Origin of the sequence: Mesorhizobium sp. M1142, from assembly GCF_040318565.1 — a bacterium.
GTDB lineage: Bacteria > Pseudomonadota > Alphaproteobacteria > Rhizobiales > Rhizobiaceae > Mesorhizobium.
The window spans coordinates 1-25,229 of record NZ_JAMYMK010000036.1 but is presented as its reverse complement, the minus strand read 5'-3'; the positions used below and the strand labels follow the sequence as shown (position 1 = coordinate 25,229).

At 58.9% G+C, this 25,229-nt stretch carries 15 protein-coding genes and 2 pseudogenes; 14 read left to right on the top strand and 3 right to left on the bottom strand.

From position 1 onward, the window contains the following. The 9 genes and pseudogenes from NKH42_RS29720 to NKH42_RS29680 all read left to right on the top strand — a co-directional run. A pseudogene (locus tag NKH42_RS29720) lies at positions 1-225 on the top strand (MmgE/PrpD family protein); the annotation flags it as partial. Between the two features lie 53 nt (positions 226-278). Further along, a complete protein-coding gene (locus NKH42_RS29715) occupies positions 279-1,673 on the top strand; it encodes an MmgE/PrpD family protein (RefSeq protein WP_352707676.1) in 1,395 nt (464 codons plus the stop codon). A gap of 301 nt (positions 1,674-1,974) precedes the next feature. Continuing rightward, positions 1,975-2,910, top strand: a complete 936-nt coding sequence (locus NKH42_RS29710; protein WP_352974726.1) for an alpha/beta fold hydrolase — start codon at positions 1,975-1,977, stop codon at positions 2,908-2,910. Positions 2,911-3,615: 705 nt separating this feature from the next. Then, a complete protein-coding gene (locus tag NKH42_RS29705; protein WP_352707303.1) occupies positions 3,616-5,199 on the top strand; it encodes an ABC transporter substrate-binding protein in 1,584 nt (527 codons plus the stop codon). A 616-nt stretch (positions 5,200-5,815) separates the two neighbouring features. Next, on the top strand, positions 5,816-6,061 hold the full coding sequence (locus tag NKH42_RS29700; protein ID WP_352707301.1) for a M14 family metallopeptidase: 246 nt from the start codon (positions 5,816-5,818) through the stop codon (positions 6,059-6,061). A gap of 1,172 nt (positions 6,062-7,233) precedes the next feature. After that, positions 7,234-8,817, top strand: a complete 1,584-nt coding sequence (locus NKH42_RS29695) for an ABC transporter substrate-binding protein (protein ID WP_352707299.1) — start codon at positions 7,234-7,236, stop codon at positions 8,815-8,817. Between the two features lie 5 nt (positions 8,818-8,822). Continuing rightward, positions 8,823-9,788, top strand: a complete 966-nt coding sequence (locus NKH42_RS29690; protein ID WP_352974725.1) for an ABC transporter permease — start codon at positions 8,823-8,825, stop codon at positions 9,786-9,788. A gap of 9 nt (positions 9,789-9,797) precedes the next feature. Continuing rightward, entirely contained in the window at positions 9,798-10,622 is an 825-nt protein-coding gene (locus tag NKH42_RS29685) for an ABC transporter permease (protein ID WP_352974724.1), read from the top strand. Then, positions 10,619-12,289 carry an ABC transporter ATP-binding protein gene (locus tag NKH42_RS29680; protein ID WP_352707292.1) on the top strand — a complete coding sequence of 557 codons (1,671 nt, stop codon included), beginning with the start codon at positions 10,619-10,621 and terminating at the stop codon, positions 12,287-12,289. The genes NKH42_RS29685 and NKH42_RS29680 overlap by 4 nt, the downstream gene beginning before the upstream one ends. 427 nt (positions 12,290-12,716) lie before the next feature. On the opposite strand, the gene NKH42_RS29675 is transcribed toward NKH42_RS29680, so the two are convergent. Next, a complete protein-coding gene (locus NKH42_RS29675) occupies positions 12,717-13,619 on the bottom strand; it encodes a LysR family transcriptional regulator (protein ID WP_352974723.1) in 903 nt (300 codons plus the stop codon). A 222-nt stretch (positions 13,620-13,841) separates the two neighbouring features. On the opposite strand from NKH42_RS29675, the gene NKH42_RS29670 reads away from it, so the two are divergent. The 3 genes from NKH42_RS29670 to NKH42_RS29660 all read left to right on the top strand — a co-directional run bounded on the left by NKH42_RS29670 (position 13,842) and on the right by NKH42_RS29660 (position 18,199). Further along, positions 13,842-15,224: a CapA family protein gene (locus NKH42_RS29670; RefSeq protein WP_352707289.1), complete on the top strand. Its 1,383-nt coding sequence runs from the start codon at positions 13,842-13,844 to the stop codon at positions 15,222-15,224. A 570-nt stretch (positions 15,225-15,794) separates the two neighbouring features. Beyond that, positions 15,795-17,051: an aromatic ring-hydroxylating oxygenase subunit alpha gene (locus tag NKH42_RS29665; protein WP_352974722.1), complete on the top strand. Its 1,257-nt coding sequence runs from the start codon at positions 15,795-15,797 to the stop codon at positions 17,049-17,051. Between the two features lie 11 nt (positions 17,052-17,062). Further along, entirely contained in the window at positions 17,063-18,199 is a 1,137-nt protein-coding gene (locus tag NKH42_RS29660; protein ID WP_352974719.1) for a 2Fe-2S iron-sulfur cluster-binding protein, read from the top strand. A 942-nt stretch (positions 18,200-19,141) separates the two neighbouring features. Here the strand turns inward: NKH42_RS29660 and NKH42_RS29655 are convergent. Together NKH42_RS29655 and NKH42_RS29650 are read right to left on the bottom strand one after the other, a co-directional pair. Next, complete coding sequence (locus NKH42_RS29655) at positions 19,142-20,302, bottom strand: NAD(P)/FAD-dependent oxidoreductase (protein ID WP_352974717.1); 1,161 nt, start codon at positions 20,300-20,302, stop codon at positions 19,142-19,144. Continuing rightward, positions 20,295-21,911, bottom strand: coding sequence for an FAD-dependent oxidoreductase (locus tag NKH42_RS29650; RefSeq protein WP_352974715.1), 1,617 nt, complete (start codon positions 21,909-21,911; stop codon positions 20,295-20,297). The genes NKH42_RS29655 and NKH42_RS29650 overlap by 8 nt, the downstream gene beginning before the upstream one ends. Before the next feature lie 955 nt (positions 21,912-22,866). Between NKH42_RS29650 and NKH42_RS29645 the strand changes: the two genes are divergently transcribed. Both NKH42_RS29645 and NKH42_RS29640 read left to right on the top strand, forming a co-directional pair. Beyond that, positions 22,867-23,859 carry a succinylglutamate desuccinylase/aspartoacylase family protein gene (locus NKH42_RS29645; RefSeq protein ID WP_352974713.1) on the top strand — a complete coding sequence of 331 codons (993 nt, stop codon included), beginning with the start codon at positions 22,867-22,869 and terminating at the stop codon, positions 23,857-23,859. Positions 23,860-24,337: 478 nt separating this feature from the next. Next, positions 24,338-25,229: pseudogene (locus NKH42_RS29640) on the top strand (IS110 family RNA-guided transposase); the annotation flags it as partial.

Below are 25,229 nucleotides of genomic sequence, written 5' to 3'. Positions count from 1 at the left end.
CTAAAAGGCGGAGCGGAACATTTCATTCGAGTCGACAAGGCATTCGGACACCCGGAAAAGCCGGCTTCGCTCGCTGATGGTGTGCAGAAATTAAAAGCTTGTGCCGAAATGTCCATGCTCCCGTTCTCCGAGAAACAACTCGGGTTGATCGGAGACTTCATCAACCACCTCGATAAGCAGCCCACGTTGGCACCGCTCTTCGAGCTGTTGGTGGGCGGCAGGTAGTCCCGGGCGAATCTGATCACAGAGACGAGCTGAAACCGAAATAGGCAATTCTTATGAACTCGAATGTTAACGGTGCTGCCTCTCTATCTATGGCGATAGGAAGGTTTGTTAGCGGGCTAGAATTTGGCGCCCTGTCACCAACCGATCTTACTACTTTGAAATTCGGGATCATGGACTGCCTGGCCTGCGTGATTGCGGGTGCAAGGGAGCCGGTAACCCGAATGGTGCTCGACACCATAGTGCCCGAAGCCGGTGAGAATAAAAAAGCAACAGTTCTTGCCCATTCCGTTCAAAGCTCCGCGCTCGGTGCCGCGCTCGCCAACGGCGTGATGGCACACGCTTGCGATTTTGACGACGTCAGCGACCCGATGTGCGGGCACCCTACTGCGCCCGCACTCCCGGCGATTTTGGCGGCTGGTGAACTGACAGATCGTTCGGGCAGAGATGTCCTTCTCGCATATGCCGCTGCCATTGAAGTGATGACAAAGCTCGGCCGCGTTGCTGGTTACGAGCTTTATCAGTCCGGTTGGCACGCCACCGCAGCACTCGGGGTGTTTGGCGCTGCCGCTGGAGCCGCGAAGATACTCGGACTCGACGCAGAACATACAGCTACCGCCATCGGAATTGCCGCCTCCCGTGTAGCCGGTATACGTGCGAATATCGGCTCGATGGTAAAGCCGATGCATTGCGGTTTTGCAGCGAGGGACGGCCTGGAGGCGGCGCTTTTAGCTGCAGCAGGGGCCACCGCAAGTCCCAATGCGCTCGAAGGCCCAAACGGCTTTCTTAAGACGTACATATCGCAGGGCGGGCGTTCCACCGACGTCGCTTCGCTCCTCGGCAATCCGTTTGATATTCGAGAGCCAGGTATTGTCTTCAAAAAGTATCCGTCCTGCCTCGATACCCATTCGGCCATCGATGCTATTCTCGCATTGCGCAATAGCCATAATATCCAACCTGAACACGTAAGGTCCATTCGATGCGTGCTTGCCCCAGGAGTGGGTGGTGACCTGGCCTACCATGCCCCCCAAGCGCCTATAGAGGGCAAGTTCAGTATGGAGTTTTGTTCCGCGGTCGCGCTGGCGAGGGGGCGTGTATCTCTTGCCGAATTTTCCCAAGAAGTTGTCGATGACCCAGCTATCCGACGGCTGATTAACATTTCAATGCTCGACTTCGATCCTGAACTAACGAGCCGCAACCCGAGAAGCTTCTGCGCGGCCGCGCGAGTCGAAATCGCGCTTGAGGACGGAAGGATCGTACAGAAAACCGTGCATTACATGCGCGGTCATCCAGAGAACCCGATGAAGGAATGCGAGTTTGTGTCCAAATTCGAAGACTGTGCAAAGCCGATCCTGGGTTCCGCTCGCACCCTTCAAGCGCTTACGATGATTGGACAGATAGACCAACTATCCCATTTGCACCCCCTCATGTCGGCCCTCGTGATAGGATGACGATTTCAGTCGACAGCCGGACTCCGTCTCAGGTCCGTGCCGCTGACCTAGACTATACCGTGTGCGTAGTCTGATCATGCCGGTCTGCAGACTACCCGTTCCATTTAGACGGGGACCGGCTGCTAATCCTCGGCTAGCAATGTCGACGTTGTGAGCCTGGGGACGAGAAAGCGCCAATCTCCTGCGGTGGTAGAAGGAAAAATTACGCAGATAGCCAATTCGTTGAAATACCATGACTCTGCATAAAACGGCAGGCGGCAGTGTCTTAAGTAGCGGAACACAGGCAGTAAGGAGCACACCAATGTTGAGCGGCAAGAGTCTCATCCCTGAACACCGCATATCTGTTGGCGGCATCGGGACGAGCTACTACGAGACGGGGGCCGGCGGTCCGATCGTGCTTCTCCACGGGGCGGCGCCGGGGGGAATCTTGGATGCGAGGCTCAGCTGGATTTGGCAGCTGTACGGGTTATCCGATCGTTTCAGAGTGATCGCGCTTGATCAACTCCAATTCGGTGGAACTGACGATCCTACCCCCGGGAGATACATCAACCGGCTCGGTCGCGTGGACCACGTGATTGGTTTCATCGAAGCAATGGCGTTGAAGCAGATCACGCTGGTTGGCCATTCAGAAGGATCATTCGTGGCGGCGCGCGTGGCGATCGTGCGTCCCGATCTTGTTTCGAAACTTGTTCTACTCACCGCCAGCTCTGTTTCGCCGCCAATTGGACCCGAGCCCTTTGGAGACGAGCGTGACGATGCATGGCTCCGTGCCGCCACGACCTCATATGACTATACGGGGCCGATGCCTACTGAAGAGGAATATGTGCGGGGTGGCGCCTGCGCGTACGAGCAGGATCCGTATCAGGCGGAGCTAGGGGAGTATCGGCGAATAGCCTATCGGCGGCCCGGGACGCTCGGAAAATGGGAGGTCCGGAAGCACCTGAAAATAGAAGAAACCGACATGAGAAAGTATATCCTGCTGCAGCAAAAGCACATCTTTCCCGAGATTGACCGGCTTCAGGGCAAGACAATGCTTATCTGGTCCACGGACGACGCCACGGTGGCCGCCGAGCGCGGGTGGAAATTGGCGCAAATGATCAGGAATTCGGAGTTCCATCTGCTGAAAGCCGCTCACCCGATCCAGCGAGACCAGAGCGAAGCAGTAAACTGGCTCATCAGCCATCACAGCCTTACCGGAGGTACTTCGCCGTATACGCCATATACCGGCGACTTATAAGTCGAGACATCGAGGCACCATCGCAATCTCCATCTGTTCTCAAATCGCTGATAATCCACTCCGCCCCAGTTGCTGCGGTCGACATTGCCGAAAGCTGCTCCGATTCCGATCGACGCCTGCCACACACGCGGCAACTGCAATACGGGCCTGTCGTCGCTCCGTTTCCGGCATGGCTGGATCGATCAGCCGATCGCTCATGTTCTGGTCGGAGAGGTGCAGACGACAGTCTCGCTCGGGGCTGACGTCACCCCGGAACGGAGAAAGTGTCTCACCCGAGAGGCTCAAGCTTAGCGCGGTTATGTAACGGCTCTTTGACCGGGTCGACGGCCGAGAAGTGCTTGCTCGAACAACCGAAGGTTCACTTCGGATCGCTTTCAGAAGCGTCTCGCGTCGCCGCTTCAAGCACGCGGTCCCGATTGTTCGAAAAGCCGGCGGACCAAAAGAATGCACCCCCAACCACGGCTCCATCGTCTGTGTTCAAGACGCATCGACGCATCCGTAAAGCGGCTGCAAAGAGGCGTACGCTCGCCAGAGAATTTCTAGCCCAAATATCGTCGATATTGTGCGCAGGAGTGGGACAAAACGCCGATTTCCTGCGTAATTGGGAGGCGGTTGTATGCGAGGTAACCAGTCCATGGGCATATGATGGCGTTGGTATAAAGAACAAGGCCGCGTTGTCGGGTTTACGGCAAGAGGAGCATCTCAATGTCACAGGAACTGGATTATCTAACCCGCCGCGTCGCTGCGGGCCGGTTGAGCCGACGTGAATTTCTCGGCCGTGCGACGGCGCTTGGTGTGAGTGCTGCCTTCACCAACTCTCTTCTTGCTGGCGCCGCAATGTCGCAGACGCCGAAAAGGGGCGGCATTCTGAGAGCTGGCCTCGCCGGCGGCGCGGCAACGGACAGCCTCGACCCGGCGAAAGCAATTGAGGTGATGTCCTTCTTCGTCAAATGTTGGGGCGAGTATCTTGTGGCGCTAAAGGCAGATGGGGCACTCGAGAACCGCCTTGCCGAGGAGATCGGCTCATCAAAAGACGCCAAAGTGTGGACGTTCAAGATGCGCCAGGGGGTCGAATTCCACAACGGCAAGACTGTGACAGCGCAGGACGTTGTGGCGACCCTGACGCGCCATTCCGATAAGCACTCGGAGTCTGGCGCGCAGGGCCTCTTAGCCGGTATCGAGAGTCTCAGGGCTGACGGCCGCGACGTCGTAGTCACTCTTAAAGAGCCGAACGCCGAGTTCCCTTACCTCATGGGAGATTATCATCTCGTCATTCAGCCCAATGGCGGCAAGGACAACCCGGCCGAAGGCATCAGCGCAGGTCCTTATAAGGTGACCGCTAACCAGCCCGGCGTGCGCCACGGCGGCGAGCGCTTTGCCAATTTCTGGCAGTCAGACAAGATGGGCTTCGCCGACCAGGTCGAGATCGTCGTGATCAATGACGCCACAGCCCGCGTTTCCGCGCTGCAGGGCGGGCAGGTGCACATGATCAACAGGGTCGAAACCAAGGTTATCGATTTCATTAAGCGCGTGCCCAACTTGAAGATCGAGACGGTGTCGGCTTCGGGCCAATATGTTTTCAACATGTTCTGCGACACCGCGCCCTTCGATAGCAACGATCTCAGGATGGCGCTCAAGCTCGCGGTGGATCGTCAGGAGATGGTCGACAAGATCCTGCGCGGTTATGGTACGGTCGGCAACGACTTTCCGATTAACGCGTCCCAACCGCTCTTTCCCGAGGGCATTGAACAGCGGACCTTCGATCCGGACAAGGCCAAGTTCCATTATCAGAAGTCGGGCCACAGTGGGCCGATCCTACTCAGGACCTCCGACGTTGCCTTCCCCGGTGCCGTCGACGCTGCGCAGCTCTTCCAGCAGAGCGCGGCCAAGGCCGGCATTGCCATCCAAGTCAAGCGCGAGCCGGGAGATGGCTACTGGTCGGATGTCTGGAACAAGCAGCCCTTCAGCGCCTCCAATTGGGGCCCGCGAGCGACGCAGGGCATGATGTATTCGACAGCCTATCGGTCGACGGCGCCTTGGAATGACACGCACTTTTACAACGATAGGTTCGACAAGCTGCTCACGGAAGCGCTGGGCGAACTAGACCAGGACATGCGCAAGAATTTGTATCGTGAGATGGCCGTCATCGTTCGCGATGAAGGAGGGACGATCGTGCCCATGTTCTACCAAGCCATTGACGCAATCTCAGACAAGGTTGGCGGCTACGTCGGACGGATCGAGTCGCTGATGAATGGCTACGCTTTCTCGCAATGTTGGCTGGAGGCTTGAAAAGCATTCGGTTCACGTCGCCAGTTTCGAGGAATGAATGCCGAATGAATTCGGCAGCTGGACTGCCAGTCGGTTCAATAGAGTGATCGCGGTGGATAGGGTTCACTTGGGGTGGCAAAATATCCAGCAGATCACAGGCATGTAAGTTGCATCGGACGTGTTGAGTATGTGACATCGCTGCGCTGGGACCGAACACATAAGACCGGTTAATGCACGTCGCCCCAAAAGTGGCGTCGCTTTTGGTTGAACGGCATTTTATAAGAACAAAGGACCTAAAAGCGTGGCATGAGCCCGTCCGAACGCGACGCGCTCTCGCCGGTAGCCTGAGAATCAATCTGCGGCCGGCGATAGCGAAATGTCGGCGGGGGGAAGATCACCCCAGCTGCCGCCCATCGGTGTCGCCGGCGATGTGGCGCTCGCGCCCGACCGTCTTGCTGGCGGTAGCATGGCCCCGCTTAGTGAACTGCGCAGGCGCCTTCACGATTTGGCTGTGGATGATGTCCGCGTCCGGCTGCCGTCGCGAGCGGCGCACTCGCGATCCAGCACCACGGCGCGATGTTGTGGATGATGCGAAAGGCATCGCGTACGAGAGTCCTTCGGGTCCATCACTCCGCGCATGCCATGTAGCGGGTCGCGTGGAGGCGGCCTCCATGCTGACGAACTTCCAGGGATGGTGATCCTCAGCCATCTTGTGAGACTGCTCCAAGAAAGAGAGAGCGAGCCGAACGGAGAGATCATCATAGTCCCATGTGCCAATCCGATCGGTTTATCTCAGAGAGTCCAAGGGTATCATGCTGGCCGGTCGGACTTGGGGCTGGGGGGCAATTTCAACCGTAATTTTCCTAACTTGCCCCCCTGGTAGGGGCGCGGCTTGCAGTACTCCGAAGCGAGGGGCTCGTTATGGATGGGGGTGCTGTCAAACGTGCAATGCTGAAGGCAGTCTTCGCGCTCGTTCCAAAAAACGAGCTCGACAGCCTGAAGCAGGTGCTTCTCAGGCTCGCTATCGACCAGATTTTGTATTGGACGTTCACTGCGCCGACGAAGCGGTCCTTTATGCATATGTTTCCAATCCCGAGCATCCTGCCGCAGACCGGCTGTCTCGCTACATCGGTCGCGTGGCCACCATCGGCGGCGTTCCCGAGCTTATAGATTTCCCTACAGCATGCCTTCTGCCGTGGCGCGCAGCACAGGAACTTCTTCCGGACGTGTCAATAACCGAGTGCTTGTCTGCCACCCTCGAGTATCGCGGGTCAAAGGGTCTTCGCGACGATGTTGCGATCGAGGACGCGCGAGGGTTGATTGGCTTCATGGAGGCAGTAGGCCTTCTGGAGGGAGCGACGCAGCCGCCGTCGCAAGTTGTCACGTGCCACACGATGCTCGACTGCGTTGACTACGTGCGAGCCAGTGCCCTTTTGAAAGACGCCGGGTGACCATGTCCAGGCCGGCGAAGAGATTGGGGCAATTCTCGATCCTGCGTCCGGCGAGCGGAGTTCTTTGAAGGCAAGCGCGTCCGGTGTCCTCTTCGGGTATCTCTACAGCCAGATCGTGATTCCCGGCGGGACTGTCGCATGGATTGCGGGCACTTCGCCCATCGAACAGCAGACCGGCGATCCCTTTCCGTTAGTAAACGCCGCATACACTAGGAGCGTTCCCTCAAACGCGTTTGAAACACGCGGGCAAGGGCACCTGCAAGATCTCACGGACGAGGGGCGATATGGCGAGCGCCGTTTACTGGGCAAGGCTATCAAGACTTTGCGGCGCGCGAACTTGATCCGTAAGCTACACGTGACTCCGATCCTGCCAGCGCTTGCGACGTGGCGAGCAATCGCTCCGCCCGTCGGTTGTGCTTGGTACCACAGAGCAGATGCTCGTTTAGTGCCGCGATTGTGCATCAAGCTCGTCAAAACGCAGTTTTCGTACGGAACACTGAAGGAATTTGCGCAAAGCGGCGCAAACTCAAATGTATCATCACCAAAATAAAAAACCGCACTTTCGGTACCCTGGGAACAGATCCAAACATAGAGGAGCATCTCAATGTCGCAGGAACTCGACAATCTAAGCCGTGGCTTAGCTGCGGGCCGGCTGAGCCGGCGTGAATTTCTCGGCCGTGCGACGGCGCTAGGCGTCAGTGCTGCCTTCGCCAACTCCCTTCTTGCCGGCGCGTCCAAGGCGCAGACGCCAAAAAAGGGCGGCATCCTGAAAGCCGGCCTCGTGGGCGGGGCGTCGACGGACACCCTGGACCCGGCAAAATTCATCGAATTGATGTCCTATTTCGGCAAATGCTGGGGCGAGTTTCTGGTGGCGCTCAAGGCAGATGGAGGACTGGAAAACCGGCTTGCCGAGGAGATCGGCTCATCCAAGGACGCCAAAGTGTGGACCTTCAAGGTTCGAAAGGAAGTCGAATTCCACAACGGCAAGACCGTGACGGCAGAAGACGTCGTGGCGACGCTGCAACGCCATTCCAACAAGGACTCACAGTCTGGCGCCCTGGGCATCTTGGCTGGCATCGAAAATATCAAGGCGGACGGGCGCGACGTCGCAGTCACTCTCAAAGAGCCGAACGCCGAGTTCCCTTACCTGATGGCAGACTATCATCTGGTCATTCAGCCCAATGGCGGCAAGGACAACCCGGCCGAAGGCATCAGCGCGGGTCCTTACAGGGTGACCGTCAACCAGCCCGGCGTGCGCCATGGCGGCGAGCGCTTTGCCAATTTCTGGCAGTCAGACAAGATGGGCTTCGCCGACCAGGTCGAGATCCTGGTGATCAATGACACCACAGCCCGGGTCTCCGCGCTGCAGGGGGGCCAGGTGCACATGATCAACAAGGTCGAGACCAAGGTCGTCGATCTCATCAAACACGTGCCTAACCTGAAAATCGAGGCCCTTTCGGGTCCGGGCCACTACTGTTTCAACATGTTCTGCGACACGGCACCTTTCAACAGCCAGGATCTCAGGATGGCGCTCAAGCTCGCGGTGGATCGCAAGGAGATGGTCGACAAGATCCTGCGCGGCTACGGCACCGTTGGAAACGACTTCCCGATCAATGCTGCCTATCCACTCTTCCCCGAGGACATCGAGCAGCGGACCTTCGATCCGGATAAGGCCAAGTTCCATTATCGGAAGTCGGGCCACAGTGGCTCGATCCTGCTCAGGGCCTCCGACGTTGCCTTTGCCGGCGCGGTCGACGCCGCGCAGCTCTTCCAGCAGAGCGCGGCCAAAGCCGGCATCACCATCGAGGTCAAGCGGGAGCCCGGAGATGGGTATTGGTCGGGTGTCTGGAACAAGCAGCCCTTCTGCGCCGCCAACTGGCGGGGGCGGGCGACGCAGGGCTGGATGTACTCAACCACCTATCGGTCGACGGCGCCCTGGAACGACACGCACTTCTTCAACGAGAGGTTCGATAAGCTGCTCACCGAAGCGACCGGCGAACTCGACCAGAACAAGCGAAAAAACCTCTATCGCGAGATGGCCATAATCGTTCGAGAAGAAGGGGGGACTATCGTGCCGATGTTCAACCAGTTCATCGATGCGATCTCCGACCAGGTTGGCGGCTATGTCGGACGGGTCGACTCGCTGATGAACGGCTACGCCTTGACGCAATGCTGGCTTGAGGCTTGAACCGAGTGCTTGTCAGTTCACCCCTTCTAAGGCTGATTGCCGAGCGCGTTGCGCTCGGCATTCTCCTCCTCTTCGCCGTCTCCGTGCTGATTTTCGCAGGCACCCAAATCCTTCCAGGCGATGTGGCACAGTCGATCCTCGGACAGGCGGCCACGCCCGAGGCCGTCGCCAATCTGCGCCGGGAACTCGGCCTCAACGATCCCGCCATCGTGCGCTACTTCCACTGGCTGGGCGGGGCTTTGACCGGCGATCTCGGTACCGCGCTCACCTCGCGACAGGAGATCACCACGACGCTGATGCCACGGCTGTGGAACACGCTGTTCCTTGCCTTCTGGGCGGCCGTGGTGTCTGTTCCACTCGCCATCATCCTCGGGCTGCTGGCGGTGCGCTACCGCAATGGACCTGTCGATAAGGCCATTTCAGGTTTCGCGCTGGCTTCAACATCGCTGCCTGAATTCTTCATCGGCTATCTGCTTGTCTTATTCCTTGCCGTGAAGCTGCAGTGGTTCCCTTCGATCTCGACCGTCTATGACGGCATGCCCTTCCTGGAGAAGCTGAAGGCGATCGTGCTGCCGGCAACGGCTCTGGTGTTTGTCGTCCTCGCTCACATGATGCGCATGACGCGTGCCGCCATCCTGAACGTGATGCAGTCGGCCTACATCGAGACGGCCGAGCTCAAGGGGCTTTCCGCCTTCGACATCATCCGCAAGCACGCCCTCCCGAACGCCATCGCGCCCATCATCAACGTCGTCATGCTCAACCTGGCCTTTCTGGTGGTAGGCGTCGTCGTGGTCGAGGTGATCTTCGTCTATCCGGGCATGGGGCAATACCTAGTCGACCATGTCGTCAAGCGCGACGTGCCGGTGGTTCAAGCGGTCGGTCTCATCTTCGCTGCCGTCTACATCGGGCTCAACATCGTCGCGGACGTCGCCGCGATCCTTGCCAACCCGCGCCTGCGGCATCCGAAGTAGGACGGAAAGATGCTCAATTTCAAGCGTATCCCGTACGGAGCCTGGCTCGGCCTTATCCTGACGGGGCTGTTAGTGATCTGCGCGGTATTCGCACCATGGATTGCCCCCGCGGGTAATGGGGAGATCGTGGGCGACGTATGGGAGCCGATGTCGTCCGCGCATTGGCTGGGAACCGACAATTTAGGGCGAGACCTGCTCTCGCGCATGATCTATGGTGCCCGCACCACCATCTTCATCGCCGCCATGGCCACCGCCTTGTCCTTCTCGCTTGGCGCCATCCTCGGCTTCATGGCGGCAGTCGTTGGCGGTCTAGTCGACACTGTGATGTCGCGCTTCGTCGATCTCTTGATGGCGATACCGACGCTGATCTTCGGCCTCGTCGTTCTGTCGGTGCTGCCCTCGAACAACGTGACCCTCATTCCGGTCATGGGGGTTTTGAGCTCGACGCGCGTCTACCGCCTTTCGCGCGCGGTTGCCGTCGACATCAACGCGATGGACTTCGTCGAAGCAGCTAAGTTGCGCGGTGAGAGTCTCGGCTGGATTATCTTCTACGAGATCCTACCCAACGCGCTGTCGCCGCTGGTGGCGGAACTCGGCCTGCGTTTCATCTTTTCGGTGCTGTTCCTCTCGGCGCTCTCGTTCCTCGGGCTCGGTGTGCAACCGCCGGAGGCCGATTGGGGCGGCATGGTGAAGGAGAATAAGGACGGGATTGTCTTCGGAATACCTGCCGCCCTTATCCCGGCCGCTGCGATCGCGATGCTGTCAATCTCCGTTAACCTAGTAGCCGACTGGGTGCTTACCCGCACCGCCAGCCTCAAGGGAGGACGAGAATGACGGTTAAGGCTCCCTCAAAGCTCCGGCGAGACGACGGCGTTCTGCTCGACATCCGAAATCTTAAGGTCCAGGCGACCGTCTATTCGCCTGGCGAGAAGCCGCGCGACGTCACCATTGTGGACGGAGTATCGCTGCAATTGAAGCGCGGCAGGGTGCTGGGACTGATCGGTGAATCCGGCGCCGGAAAGTCGACCATCGGCCTTGCCTCAATGGGTTATGGCCGCGGCGGAGTGCGTATCACAGGCGGCGAGGTGTTCCTGAACGGTCGCGACATCCTCAAGGGCGGCGTCCGGGATTTACGGAAGGTGCGCGGCAGCGAGGTCTGCTATGTCGCGCAGTCGGCTGCTGCCGCTTTCAACCCCGCGCACCGGCTCATGGACCAAGTGGTGGAAGCAGCGCTTCTGCACGGCGTTGGGACCCGAGCCGAGGCAGAGAAGCGCGCGCAGGCCCTATTCACTAAACTCCGCTTGCCCGACCCCAAGAGCATCGGCTCCCGATATCCACATCAAGTCTCCGGCGGCCAATTGCAGCGCGTCATGACCGCTATGGCGCTTTGCTCCGAACCCGACCTGATCGTGTTCGACGAGCCGACCACGGCTCTCGACGTAACCACGCAGATTGATGTGCTGGCCGCCATCAAGGACGCAATCCGCGACACCGGCGTCGCGGCCCTCTACATCACCCACGATCTTGCCGTGGTGGCCCAGGTCTCGGACGAGATCATGGTGTTGCGGGATGGGAAGATGGTGGAGCACGGCGAAACACGGCAGATCATCGAGGCGCCACGCATGGACTATACCAAGGCGTTGGTGTCGGTTCGTTCGATCGAGCATGAGGAGAAGGGACCGACGCCCAAGCCTCTGTTGTCGGCGAGGAGCGTCACAGCCGCTTACGGCGGCGGCGCCGTGACAGTTCTGCAGGACGTCTCGGTGGAGGTTCATCCGGGCCAGACGCTGGCTGTCGTCGGGGAATCCGGCTCGGGCAAATCGACGCTCGCCCGAGTCATCACGGGGCTGCTGCCGCCGATCGCCGGCAGCATCACCTTCGCCGGACGCACGCTCGCGCCCGAGCTCGCCGACCGCTTCAAGGACGATCTGCGTGAATTGCAGATGATCTATCAGATGGCCGACGTTGCGATGAACCCGCGCCAGACGGTTCGCACCATAATCGGTCGGCCGCTCGAATTCTATTTCGGTATGCGAGGAAAGGAGCGCGATGCCAGGATCGCCGAACTGCTCGATGAAATCGAGATGGGCGAGGGCTTCATCGACCGCTATCCGGCAGAGCTTTCGGGCGGGCAGAAGCAGCGGGTGTGCATCGCCCGAGCGCTCGCGGCAAAGCCGAAGCTCATCATCTGCGACGAGGTCACGAGTGCTCTCGACCCGCTAGTGGCTGACGGAATCCTTAAGCTGTTGCTTCGCCTGCAGAAGATTGAGGACGTGGCCTACGTTTTCATCACGCACGACTTGGCGACTGTGAAGGCTATCGCGGATTCCATCGCGGTTATGTATCGCGGAGAGGTGGTCCGCTACGGCTCGAAGACTCAGGTGCTCACACCACCGTTCGACGCATATACCGACCTGTTGCTGTCTTCCGTACCTGCAATGGAGGTAGGGTGGTTGGAGCACGCGATTGATGGGCGCCGCATGGAGAGCGCCGGGAACTGAGCTCGACGAAGCACAGTCATGGGATGGCAAGCTCGAAATCGTTCCAGTAGGCCTGCAACTCCTTCAGATCCCAGCACAGCTCGATCGTCCACGAGCGACCGAGAGGAAGTGAGTGGCGGACCGCAGTGCTTCGATCTCCACGAGGACCGAAATGCTGGCCACAACCGTTAGCTAGGAGCGGTGGGCCAATCACCGACGATCTGCTGCCTTGGGCCTCCAGACCTATGCCGCTCAAGGCCTTTCCAAATAAGTCGCCAATATCGGTCACTCCTGCAAGACATCAAGTCGGTTTTCGCTCTTGCTTTGGAGTCAGCTACTAATTTCGCGAGGGGAACATCGAGCGCGGGCCCGGTCACGGGCGCCTGCGTACGTAATTGATCGGCCACAGGACGTCCTTATGTCCCTCAGCGGTGTCTAGTCAACAGCCTCAATTCCCCATGTTAAGCTCGACTGAATTGAGAAGTGCCTTCACGACTCTCTCCACAATGGAGTTGGTGACTTTCCGTTTCACGACGTAAAATGAGTTGTGGTGCCTACGCGACGTGGCACTCAGGCGCACCAATCGGCCGAGCCGAAGGTCCTCCTCAATGTACCCCGCCCAAGCTATTGCAGCCCCGCGCCCTGCGATAGTCTCATGCATCATCGACAGGTAGTTGGTGAATCGAGGACCGTTGAGCGTACTCTCCGTGCTGATCCAGGATTCCCAGCTGTCGACAGCACCGGGCTCTGTAACGATGTGAAGAAGCGGAACATTCCGGAAGGCTGTGTAACTCTCCGACGCGAGTGTCGGATACCGTTCAAGGAACGCTGGCGAGCAGACCGGAAAACACTCACCGTCGAACAGTTTGATAGCTAAGAAGCCTGGCCAGTCCTCGGGTCTTCCGAACCGCAGAGAAAAAGCTACGTCCGGCTGATCAAAATCCCGGTCGTCGTACGACGTCAGCAACATCACTTGGCCATTAGGGACACCAGAAGCCACCAACTCAAAACGGGGCATCAGCCACATCTGTTGTAGGTCGTAGATGCAGCCCACTACTAGGGTATCGCGATCGGGAGGCTGAAGCTTTTCCACGGCTTGCTTGATCGTGCCCAAGCCGTTCCGAATTGCTATGGCAAGGCTGTTGCCTTCTCTGGTCAACATTACCCGGTTGCCTTTGCGCGTGAACAGGACCACCGAAAGTTGTCGCTCAAGGTTAGCGACATGTCGGCTGACCGCCGATTGGGCGATGTTAAGCTCTTCGGCTGCCGGCGTCAGCCCGCCATGTCTTGCCGCCGCCTCAAACACTGCCATAGCGTTGAGCATGGGCAGCGATTGCCGTAGCGTCTTCATCTTACGGTCCTCGTTGATGACTTTTTATCATGCTACCTTCTCACAAATATGTTTGCAACGTGAGCTGTTGTCCGCCTATCACCATAATGCCTACCATGGGGCTCCGTTCGAAATACTCTGGCATAGACACGGCGGGCCGAGGACGTTCGTGCGATGCACAACAACACGCGGTGATAGGCTATGCGCTTGAGTATTCAACAATGAGATCGGGTGAGGAAAGAAATGCCAGAAGATGAGAGCGATCTGATCCAGCAGGACGGCAGTTTTGATACCGTTGGTTCAACAGCCACAAATGTCGAAGATGGCTTCTCGATGGCGGCAGTGGGGGACCTTCTCTACACGCGGCCAGTAACCAACGGTCATCATCCTGGTCTGGCCGACGTCCTTCGTATCTTCCGCGAGGCTGACGTTACCTTCGGCAACTTGGAGACCAACATCTTGGATTTCCAATCTAAGGGAGGTCCGCAGGCTGAGTACGGCGGTGCGTATTGCGTGAGCGATCCAGAGCTTGGATTTGACCTCAGGGCCATGGGCTTCAATTTGCTTAGCCGTGCGAACAATCACACGTTAGACTGGGGTGTTGAGGGGATGCGCGAGACAAGCCGAGCCCTCAATGCGAACCGGATTGTCCACGCGGGGTGCGGTGAGACTCTCGCCCAGGCCAGTGCAGCTAGACTTCTTGAGACACCGCGCGGGCGCGTGGCTCTAGTCTCCTTCACCTCAACCTTCGCGCCCATGGCTCGTGCATGCGACCCGGCCGGCGAAGCGCCAGGCAGAGCCGGCCTCAACGCTCTTCGCTTGGCAAAAACAATCGTGGTTGAGCCAAGGCAATTCGAAGGCTTAAAGCAAATAAGGGCGGCGTTGCCCGGCCCCAAGCCTAGCCGTGTAGATCCAAATCTGGTTGTGCTCGCTGGACAACGATACAAAGCGGGGGCTCAAGTTGGCTATAGTTATGAAGCCGATCCGCGCGATGTGAGTCGTATTCTACGGAATATCCGTCAGGGCAAGCAGTTCTCTGACTTCTGCATTGCCACAAACCATGGGCACGAGCCTGGTGAGTGGAGTCACGAACCGGCCAATTACGAACAATCTTTTGCTCACGGGGCCATTGATGCCGGGGCGGATGCATACGTGGTGCACGGGCCGCATATTTTACGCGGCATCGAAATCTATAAAGGGCGACCCATCTTTTACAGCTTGGGAAATTTCTTTATCGATGATCTCCGGACGCCTATGGGCGCTGACATGTACGAAGTCTACAACAAGGACCCGCGGGTCAATACAGACGCAGAAGTGACAGTCGACGAGCTCGCTAAAGGGTATCCGACCCCCGAGGGACTGTTGGACCCTCAATGCGATGTGATCTTTTATGAGAGCATTGTGAGTATCAGCCGCTTTGAGCAGAACCAGCTCGTTGAATTGCGTCTTTATCCGATCGAACTTCGCCGCTCCAGCAGATTTGCTAATCGCGGAGTCCCGCGCGTAGCCCCCCCTCGACAAGGAAATGACATTCTAGAGCGCCTTCGAGACCTCTCGAAGCCGTTCGGCACGCAAATTGCTATCGAGAACAATGTTGGAGTCATTCGACTCAAACTTAGTTCGTGAGCAATGACCTGCTCCCGGCTCTGTCCGCCTCTATAAATTAGCTCTGTCCAACGACGTGGAGGTCAAGCGCACTACCCGATCGAGCCGCGGTGCTCCTAAATTTAGTTCGCCCTAGCCAGAGCCGGCGCCGCGGTGCCGCGTCTCATGCATCAGCGACAATAGTTGGTGATCGTCGGCGAACGCGTGATGCCACGGAGCCAAACCGAGCATCAGCGACATCTGTTGCAGGCCGTAGTAGCAGCCACCAGAACCGCCTCTCGGTCCGGAGCCTGCAAACTTACCACAACTTGGCTGATAGTGCCGAAGCTATCAAGGATGGCCGCCTCGGTCATCACGACATTGAGTTTTTCAGGTGCTGACGGAAAACCGCATTTAGCGCCGCGGCCTCGAACGCGACCATCGCGCTGAGCAGTGGGAGTGAGGTCTTCAGTTTGGTTAAGGCGGGTCTTAAGTGCATGCCTTTCTGATATGGAAAACTGTTAAATCTGTATTTGCAATGTAAGACGTTGCTTCACATTCTCGTATCAAAGACCTCACTTTTTGCATGCAAATTACAAGGAGAGACCTCTGATGGAAGCCAGGATCACAGGTAACATGACGAGCGACCGAACTGCGCTCGTCGAGCTGATCGACCGTCACCGCCCCGGTTGGTCGCTCGAGCAGGCATTTTATGTCGATCCGTCAATTTATGAATTGGAACGCGAATTGTGGTTCCCGCGCCAGTGGTCGCTTGTCGCCCATACTAGCGAGGTGTCCGAGAAGGGGCGGTACATCATTCGCCAGCTTTTTGACGAGGAAATCATTGTGGTCCGATTCGGCGATGCCGAAGAGGACATAGCGGCCTATTTCAATGTCTGCACCCATCGCGGTTCCCGGCTCTGTACCAAAGATGGGCGCGGTCGACTTCTGGTCTGCCCGTATCATGCATGGTCTTACCGATTGACCGGGGAACTGCAAACCCGGCGGGACGTGCCCGAAAATGTCGATCCTGAGCTGTTGGGACTACACCGCGTACCGACCAGATGCGTGGGCGGCCTCGTAATCTGCGGCCTCGAGCAAGAGATTATGCCGGACGTTCAGCCCCTTGTCGACGCGTTGGACGGCGGTTTGCGCGATATGGGCATTGACCGCGCGCGCATCGCTGCCCGGAAAAGCTACCCGACTAAGGCCAACTGGAAGCTCGTGATCGAGAACTTCTTCGAGTGCTATCATTGCCAGCCGTCGCATCCGGAGTACTTTAGGCTCAATGCGCATGAACCCTGGCACAGCTTGGCCTCGGAGCCGGGGGGCGTCGACAAGGTAACCTACAGTATTGCTCGCAGATCGATCTTGGGCGGTCGCAAAACTCTTTCTGAGGACGGTCAGCCTGTTTCCTGTTTAATGGGCGGGCGCATCGCCCATGACAGCCTCGAAACCGGCTTTTGTTTAGGCCGCCTCTCATTTGTCTACGCTGTAAGCGACCATATCACACTGTTTCAAATGATCCCGCGTAGCGCAGCGGAAACCGACGTAATCGTGACTTGGCTGGTTGACAAAGACGCCGATGCCGAGATCGACACCGATCCGATCACCTGGATGTGGGACGTTACCACAGTCCAGGACAAAAAGCTCGTCGAAGATAATGCCAACGGCGTCGCGTCCAAGGCCTACCGACCCGGGCCCTATACGGCGCGCGAAGAAAATACGTCCTGCTTGGTCCAATCATATCTCGGCGAGATGCGCTCGCTGATCGCCGGCCAACGCACTGATGCCCCCGTTAGCCAGTCCCCAACTAAACGTCCTGGCCTGCAATGTGGCGAGGCCGCTGAATCGGGTCTGAACAGGTAAGACCGCCTTTGATGCTTGGCATCCCAGCCGCCAAAGCGGGACGGCTGGGTTCGAGTGGCTGCGCCATCATTCGCATGGGTTGTTCTATGCTGCACCAACTGACCGTTAGCCAGATCCGCCGGGAGACACCAGACGCGGTTTCCATCGTCTTCGACATTCCACGAGGGCTGGCGGCACGTTTTGCTTTCAAGCCCGGGCAATATCTCACCCTGCAAGCTGAGGTTAGCGGCGAATATGTGAGGCGCTGCTATTCGATTTGTTCGGGTCTCGACGAAGGCGAAATAAGGGTGGCGGTAAAGGAGATCGAGGGGGGGCGTTTCTCGTCCTTCATCAACCGTTGCCTTCAGGCCGGCGATGCCCTCGGCGTGATGGAGCCGAGAGGCCGATTTTTCTTGCCGCCGCCCCCGAGGACGGGTCGTATTGTGCTTGCGGCCGTGGCGGGATCTGGCATTACTCCGGTTTTGTCCATCGCGAGCACCGTGCTTGCCCGCGAGCCAGATAGCCGATTACTGCTCGTCTACGGGAATAAGCGGCGACAAGACATTCTCTTCCGGACACAGATAGCCAAGCTTGAGCGGGAATTCTCCCCCCGCCTGCTAGTTCGTTACCTACTTTCACGGGAAAATGGTGGGCAAGGTTTTCGACAGGGCAGGGTCGATGACAACACGCTAGCCACCATTCTCAACGAGTTGGACATGCCTGTCGCCGTGTTAGATAGTGCGCTGCTGTGCGGGCCGCCCGAAATGGCCGCAAATCTCAGTGCAGCATTGCAGAGACAGGGTTTGGCCACAGACAAGATCCTGGATGAGTCCTTTGGTCCCGCCGCCGCTAGGTCAGAACCGCGGGACATCTTCCCGAACGCCTCCACGACGCATCTCGAAATTAGGGTGGGCGGCCGCAGCATCGTCATCGATGCTCGTCCTGGCGAAACTGTTGTCGATGCTGCCCGCCGGACTGGGTTAGAGGTTCCGTATTCGTGCGGTGGTGGCACGTGCTGTTCCTGCATCGCCAGAATCATTGAGGGGGCCGTCGAAACACAATCCGGTGCTGCGCTCGAAGCATGGGAACGAGACGCGGGATTCGTGCTTACCTGTCAGTCGAGACCTGCTGGAGACCGCCTGGTCGTTGACTACGACGCCGCATTCTGACAGCGCGACCGACGCCGTCAGGGACGTTTCTTCTGACTGCCCTCCAAGGTTCGAGCATGCCTAGGCGGAGCCGACAAGCCCCGCAGCCGTCAGCGACTGATAAATGTCGACCAGACACGGTTCACGAACCACAGCCTCGGCGGTGAGACGACGGTGAAACCTGGCGTCAGGATGACCTTGAATGGGCTGACCTCACTTCCTTGCATCGGCCAAAACGAAAGACAACGGCGCTAGATGTTGTCCCGCCATGTGATGGATTGGGTTTAGCCTGAACCTTTGCGGCTGCTCAGTCCGGCCAAGCATGGCGATTTGCAGCAGGTAAGCGGCGAGCGTGGGCCGTTGGAGGCGCGGTCGCGTTCGGGGCGCGTCGATCTGGTCGAGCGCAGTCATCTCGGCGAAGGTGAGAACGCTGTCGTGGCCGGCGTCTGGCTCGGCGCGCGCCGACATAACGTAGTGACGAGGAATATTCGCCAGCTGACTATCTCGATGAGAGCGAGCAACTTCGCCTGCCTCTCTACGGTCTCGAGCCTCGCCTCCTCGGCACGGCAGCCGGACTTCATGACCTTTGGAAGAGCTCCGCCTTCCAGCGCAGGGCGTACCAGCCGAGCTTCTCAAGCGCCGATGACTGTAGCGCTTCACCTGCAGCCGGGTCGTCTCGTTCTAATCGACCGTAATACGATGACGTCCCGCCCGGCGCTCCGCCCCAAGTTGGGCAAAACACGCGATGAGCAGGATAGTGTGGGGCAGCATCGGAGAGCGGTGAAGCTCTTCGATGGCATGGCGGCACATACGATTTCTGAGCGACTGATGCGCAACCTCCGGCGGAGCTAAGCTTCAACTCGCGATACCGAGGGCAATATCCAAGGAAGAGAAAATTCGGATTCGGGTACAAGCTTCTAATTCCAGGGAAAAGCGAGCATGTCCATAGGACCACGCTGCGCCTTATGCAGCCTCATCCATCGCAACCGTAACCCATCCCTGCAATTCACGCCAGTCGGCCTCAAGTCTCGCGAATCGTGCCAGCCTAAATGAGGAAATGTCCGCGAAGCTACAGGTGCCGTCGACTACTACATCGCGGATCGCTCGCCCGCTGGCTGGCGAGAGACCAAAGCCCACGCTGGACATAGTCGCAACAACCACATTAGGAAACGTTGAGAGCCGGTCGATCACGGGACGTCCGTCAGGCGTGTTCTCGATCACACCGGCCCAGGATCGAATGATGCGGGCGTGCGCAGCCTTCGGCATCATCTCAATCAAGCGGCGGCCGATATGGCCCATCAGCGGGGTCGAGGGGTTGGCAAATATGCCTCCCTGGGGCAGATCCAGCCACTCGTGTGGGCCGCCTCCAAAGGCAAGATTGCCGCGCAGTGTCTGCCGGCCGTGGAGGCCATTTCCGTCGACACCGCCGTAAGCCATCAGGGGAAGCGGCTCAGTAACGATCATCTCAGCGCGCGCGCTGGCCATAGGAACCTCGTGCCCCAGCATCGCGGACAAGCGGCCAGTGTGTGGCCCTGCTGCAATCACCAACTGATCGCAGCCAAGGAGACCGCGCTCCGTCTCGACGCCAATCACCCTCTCACCCTCGGTGCGGAATCCCGTGACCGCGCAGTGCTGCATCAGTCTGCCGCCATGGTCCTGCATCCCCCAAGCATAGCCCTGAACCGTGCGATGTGGATTTGCGTGCCCGCCGAAGTGGTAAAAATGCGCCCCGGCGACGTTGTCGCCGACGAGGGAAACGAGTTCACGAATTTGCTTCCGATCGAGAAGCTCGCACCGGTATCCACGACGCTTCGCTGCAGCAGCGCTGCGATTTTGGGCCGCCAATTGCTCCTCGGTCACGGCGACGTGAATCCGGTTCGCCGAGAACTCTGTCGGATAACCGAGAAGTTCATCCATGATTGGCCATAGCCTCAGCATCTCGGGGTAGAGAGGCGAAGTGGCGTGGCCGCAGCCGCCACCATTGCGGCCCGACGCCTCCCAACCGACAATGCCTGTCTCGACAACGGCCACGTCGACGCCGGCTCGCGCCAGCCACCAGCCGGCGCTCAGCCCAGTAACACCCCCGCCGACAATGACTACTGATGCGCCCTTGACCTCAATCATTGCCGTCGCGCTCAACAACGGTCGCTTCACTAGTAGCAACTGTATAAAATTCAGGAGTCTCACATGGGGGTTGCCATTGCGAGGGGATTCCGAACCAGAGGTCCCACTCTCGGGCCTGATCTGCCGATTCCGGTAGCTTGCTGGCAATAGCCAGCGGCAACGGGCGCACGGGCGCGCGATAGCCGGCGAGAGGAATTGCAGCGAGCGGCACCCGAGCCTGCAGCGCCAGCAAAGCAGCGACCTGCTCGCGGCACCGTCGGCCTTGGCACGGTCCCATACCAGCGCGCGTGAGCCGCTTGACCTGGTCTGGATTCGGCGGGCCCTCGCCCAACAGGGCCGATAGCGAGCGCTCGTTGCGGCGGTCGGCTTGCCAGCCAAGATAGCGTGGCGGACGCACCTCGAGAATCTCGTGGGCAGTGACCTCCTCACATTGACATACGTGGAACCGGCCGCGCGCCTCTATGACGCTGGCGCGGACCCAAGCCAAGCGATAAGCTGAAAAATCGTAGGGGGGCTCGCCGGGCTCCGAGACTGCCGCCGACTCCAAGTTTTTGAGGTCCCCAAGGATCGTGGCGACTGCCCGTAGGCCCTCGCCCGCGGCAAGGCTGCGGTCGAGCGACTTCGCAGGCCAGATGCCGGCACAGTCGCCGACCGCGAAGACGTTTTTGACGCTGGTGCGCTGGACCGCATCCACCACCGGCGCATAGCCGCCGCGTTCCGGCTGAAAAGCGATACGGCAGCCGAGAGCGGCGAGAAGATCGACGACTGGAGTCGTGCCAACCGCCAGGATGACGCCCTCACAATCGATTCGGCGCTCTTCGCCAATGGCTCGACCGGCCGTGTCAACGGCGGCGATGAGCACTCCCTCGACCGATCCCCGCCCGAGCGCCTCGCGCACCACATGACCGGTCAAGAATTCGCAGCCGGCGGCGCGCAATTCGGTCACAAGGGGGGCGGGACCGACAGGCTCAGTCGCCTGTTCCACAATCGCGGCGATCTCAATCCCGGCGCTCCTAAGTGCAGCGACAGCACTCAACGCCTCTGCTGAAGTGCCAAGGATCACCACGCGCCGCGGGGTCAGGGCTCCGAAACGTGTCGCGAGTGTAACCGCCGCCGTGGCCCCCATTACGCCCGGCGTCTCCCAGCCGGGAAAGCCCAGGCCCATGTCTCGCCGACCGGCCGCGACTATGATGTGTTCGACTCCGATCAACCAGCCGCGGTCTTCATCCGCCAAGCCGGCAATCGTTCCGGGTAACCAGTGGACGCCAGGACCATTTGCATAGAGTCCCCAACAGGCGGTCCCTAGCCGCACGTCCACGCCCGCCTCAAACGCTGCCTGGATCAGTGGCTCGGAAGTGACAAACGCCTCAATCATAGAATTGCGATTGCGCGCCACGCCGGACATTCCCTGCCCATAATGCAGTGGCACCTCATCGCCCATCGTCTTGAAGGGGACCGGGTTCTCATCAATGAGCACGACGGAAAGGCCTTGCCGTGCTCCCTCAATGGCGGCGGACAGACCGGCTGGCCCTGCGCCAACTACCAAGAGCTGCGTCTGTTCCTGTACAAGCAGCTCTTTCCCTGCAACGGATTTTTTGTCGATCTTCATGGCTATTGGGTACTATTGATCATTGCTAAACGCTCGAGAAGATCGCCCTGCCACAGTACCAGATTGCACCGAGGCGCTGACGCCGATTTTTGCTTCCTTCCGCCGTCTACCGTCGGGGAGGGTCTCGGCGCGTGACGTGATCCAATCTGTTCGTCAATGTTCAATCGCAATGAGGTCTTGGTCAAATTCAGTTTCTGAATTGGGCTAATCTGGTTTCGAGATGTAGCGACGTTTTGACGGTAATTACGTCGGAAACGTCGAGGATCGGTTTGTCTGTCCGCGCCCGCCCTGCTTCTGGGGCAGGACAACAAAGGGCGATGGCCTCGCCCCAGGTGCGAGTGGTGCGGCGCTGCCCAATGGTTTCACGCTCACCTCAGGACTGCGGTGACTCGGTATTCCTGGCGGGTATCGAAGTGTTCGAGCAATCGAGAGCCTCGCTCGAGCGGGTGCCATTCTGAGCTCCCGGCGATCGATTCGGAAAGCGCATTCGGATTCGGGATTACCCGCTGGTATTCCTAATTACCGGAATTAGGGCGGTGGCGCCTCCGTTGTGAATGCTGTCGGCGCGAGTTCGAAAGACGATCCACAGCGTGCAAAAGGGTCGCGTTGAGACCCACCAGCCGGCAATAGGATGCCGGAGTACGAATGGATCCACCGTCGCTTGTTAGTGCTGTGGGAAATGCTTGACCTCCTAAGGAATGCCGAGTGGCTGGCACGCACGCTGCCGAGCCTAGATCTCCGGAGGGGAGGCCGCCGCTATTCGCCACGGTCCCAGGTTCTCCCTGTGAACGTTGGAGCAGCGGAATTCAGCGAAGTGGGCGCCGGCCATCTGAAAACGCGATCACACCGGCCGGAACATTATATTGGCGAATTTTAGACGGCCTTGCACATACTTGCAGAGCGGACAACGCAAACAGGGTGCCAGGTCCCTTCAATACTAACGATAGGCTGAACAATGATCGAAGCACCACATCTTACGTTTGATCCTGATGCGCCCGGCGTGAGCATGGGACATCTTGTTGTCCCGGGAGGTACCGACTGCGGAGAGCTTTCGCTCCCGGCCTTCAGTCTGAACAAAGGGAAGGGACCACGCCTTCTCGTCACTGGCGGAAATCATGGAAATGAACTGGAGGGGCCACTTGTCGCCCGACGGCTTATCGATTGGCTGCCAGAAGCGCAGACCTGTGGAAGAGTCATCATCGTACCTGTGCTCAATCCGTTAGCCGTGGAGGCATGGAGCCGCAATACTCCGCTCGACGGTTTAAACCTGAATCGGGTGTTTCCGGGCCGCCCGGACGGGTCGGTGACCGAACGAATCGCGGACGCGGTTTCGCGCGTATTGTTGCCGATGGCCGAAACCGTTTTTGATCTGCACAGTTCACCAAGGTGGGACTTTCTACCGGCGGCGACTACGCATCCCATGGCGGATCCCGATCTCATGGCCAGAACCGTGAGAATGGCGGAAGCGTTCAAATTGCCCTTGACGTTAGTTTGGAATTACAACGACACGGCTGGAATGTTCGATATCTTGGCCCAAAACCAGGGCAAGGTATTTGTCTGCGCCGAATTCGGCGGCGGCACGGTCAACTCTGACAATCTCGAAATATATGAGGCTGGAGCACGTAACGCCCTCATCGCGCTCGGGCTGATCGAGGGCAAAGCCGAGTACCCGACTTTCCTTCAACAGAACTCCGGCCAGACCCTCGAAACGCAGTTGTCGGACGAATTGAAATCGCCTGCAGCGGGCATCTTCGAACCTCGCTGCTCACTGTTGGATGAAGTGAAGCAGGGAGATCTCTTGGGCATTCTGCACCCGGTGGATTCGTTGTCCGCTGAGTCAGTTGATATCCGCGCTCTTAGAAGATCCCACGTCATAGGCATTCGATCGGCAGCGCATGTCCGCGTCGACGAAGCGGTAGTGATCGTTGCGCGACCGTTCAAACAGTGAGTTCGGTGCACATGGATCGCTATTCCGGTGATTAACGATTCCGGGCTTGGGGATCGGGTGCCGGGGGGCTGTTAATCTGACACCATCAGGTTTGGGTTGATAGCTGGTTTGGTTTGTCTGAACAGTTTGGCGGAGTTTTACAAGTGGTTTTCCACTTCTGTCATGCCGCTGCGAGGATTGGCTTTGGCATGTTAAAGTAGCCCTGTCCGGGTATTTCCGGTCAAGCGGAGGATGTCTGGTATTATAAAGGATCAGATTTCGGCCGATCGCGGTTGGTCGCCGATTTCCGCGCCGAGATTTTTGTCGACGGCGGCAGTAAATGTGTGGGCAGGGTCTGAATCGGTGGGATGTTCGCAGACAACGGCATCCGGTTCTCCGAAGCGGGACTGTCAGGAATTCTGTCCGCGAGGCCGTTTTTGTCATTGGCTGACGAACCTGTCGCCGAAGACGACGGCTTGAGGAGGGAGCCCAATGAGACGTGCACCTTTGCGGAGGGGTAGTTTGGGAACCGGGCGGCTGCGCCATCACGGACGCGTCGACATCACCCGCTCGGGACTGGAAGGGTCGGCCGCAGTTTGCGACGGACGGATGAGGTTGTCGTCGAGGCCACGGGCAACGCCATGGCGGTGGTGCGGGTTCTGTCGCCCTATGTCGGCCGGGTGATTGTCGCCAACCCGATGCAGGTGAAGGCGATCGCTCATGCCAGGATCAAGACCGACAAGATCGATGCCGGCGTTCTGGCGCAACTCCATGCCAGCGGCTTTCTGCCGGAGGTCTGGGTTCCCGATGAGCGGACCGAGCGGCTTCGCCGCCTCGTCGCGCGGCGCAACCAGGTAGTTCGGCATCGCACGCGAGTGAAGAACGAGGTGCATGGCATCCTGCAGGCGCACCTCGTGCCGAAGTGCCCGCATGCCGATCTGTTCAACAATCGCGGTCGCGCCTGGCTCGAGCGGCAGGTGCTTCCCGACGACGAGCGGGCCGCCATCGCCCGCCACATCCGCGAGATCGACCGCCTGGCCGAGGATCTGGCCGACCTCGATCACGACATCGCCCGGGAAGCGATTGATGATGTGCAAGTCCGGCGGCTTCAGACGATCACCGGCGTCAATGCCATCGTCGCGAGCGGTATCATCGCCGCCGTCGGCGATATCCGGCGGTTTCGCGAACCGCAGAAGCTGGTGAGCTACTTCGGCCTCAATCCGCGTGTGCGCCAATCCGGTCTTGGCTTGGCGCAATATGGCCGGATCAGCAAACATGGTCGTTCCCATGCCCGCGCCATGCGGGTCGAGGCCGCCTGGGCGACGGCGAAGGCGCCCGGACCGCTCAGGGCCTTCTTCCTACGCATCCGTAACAAGCGCGGCCATCAGGTC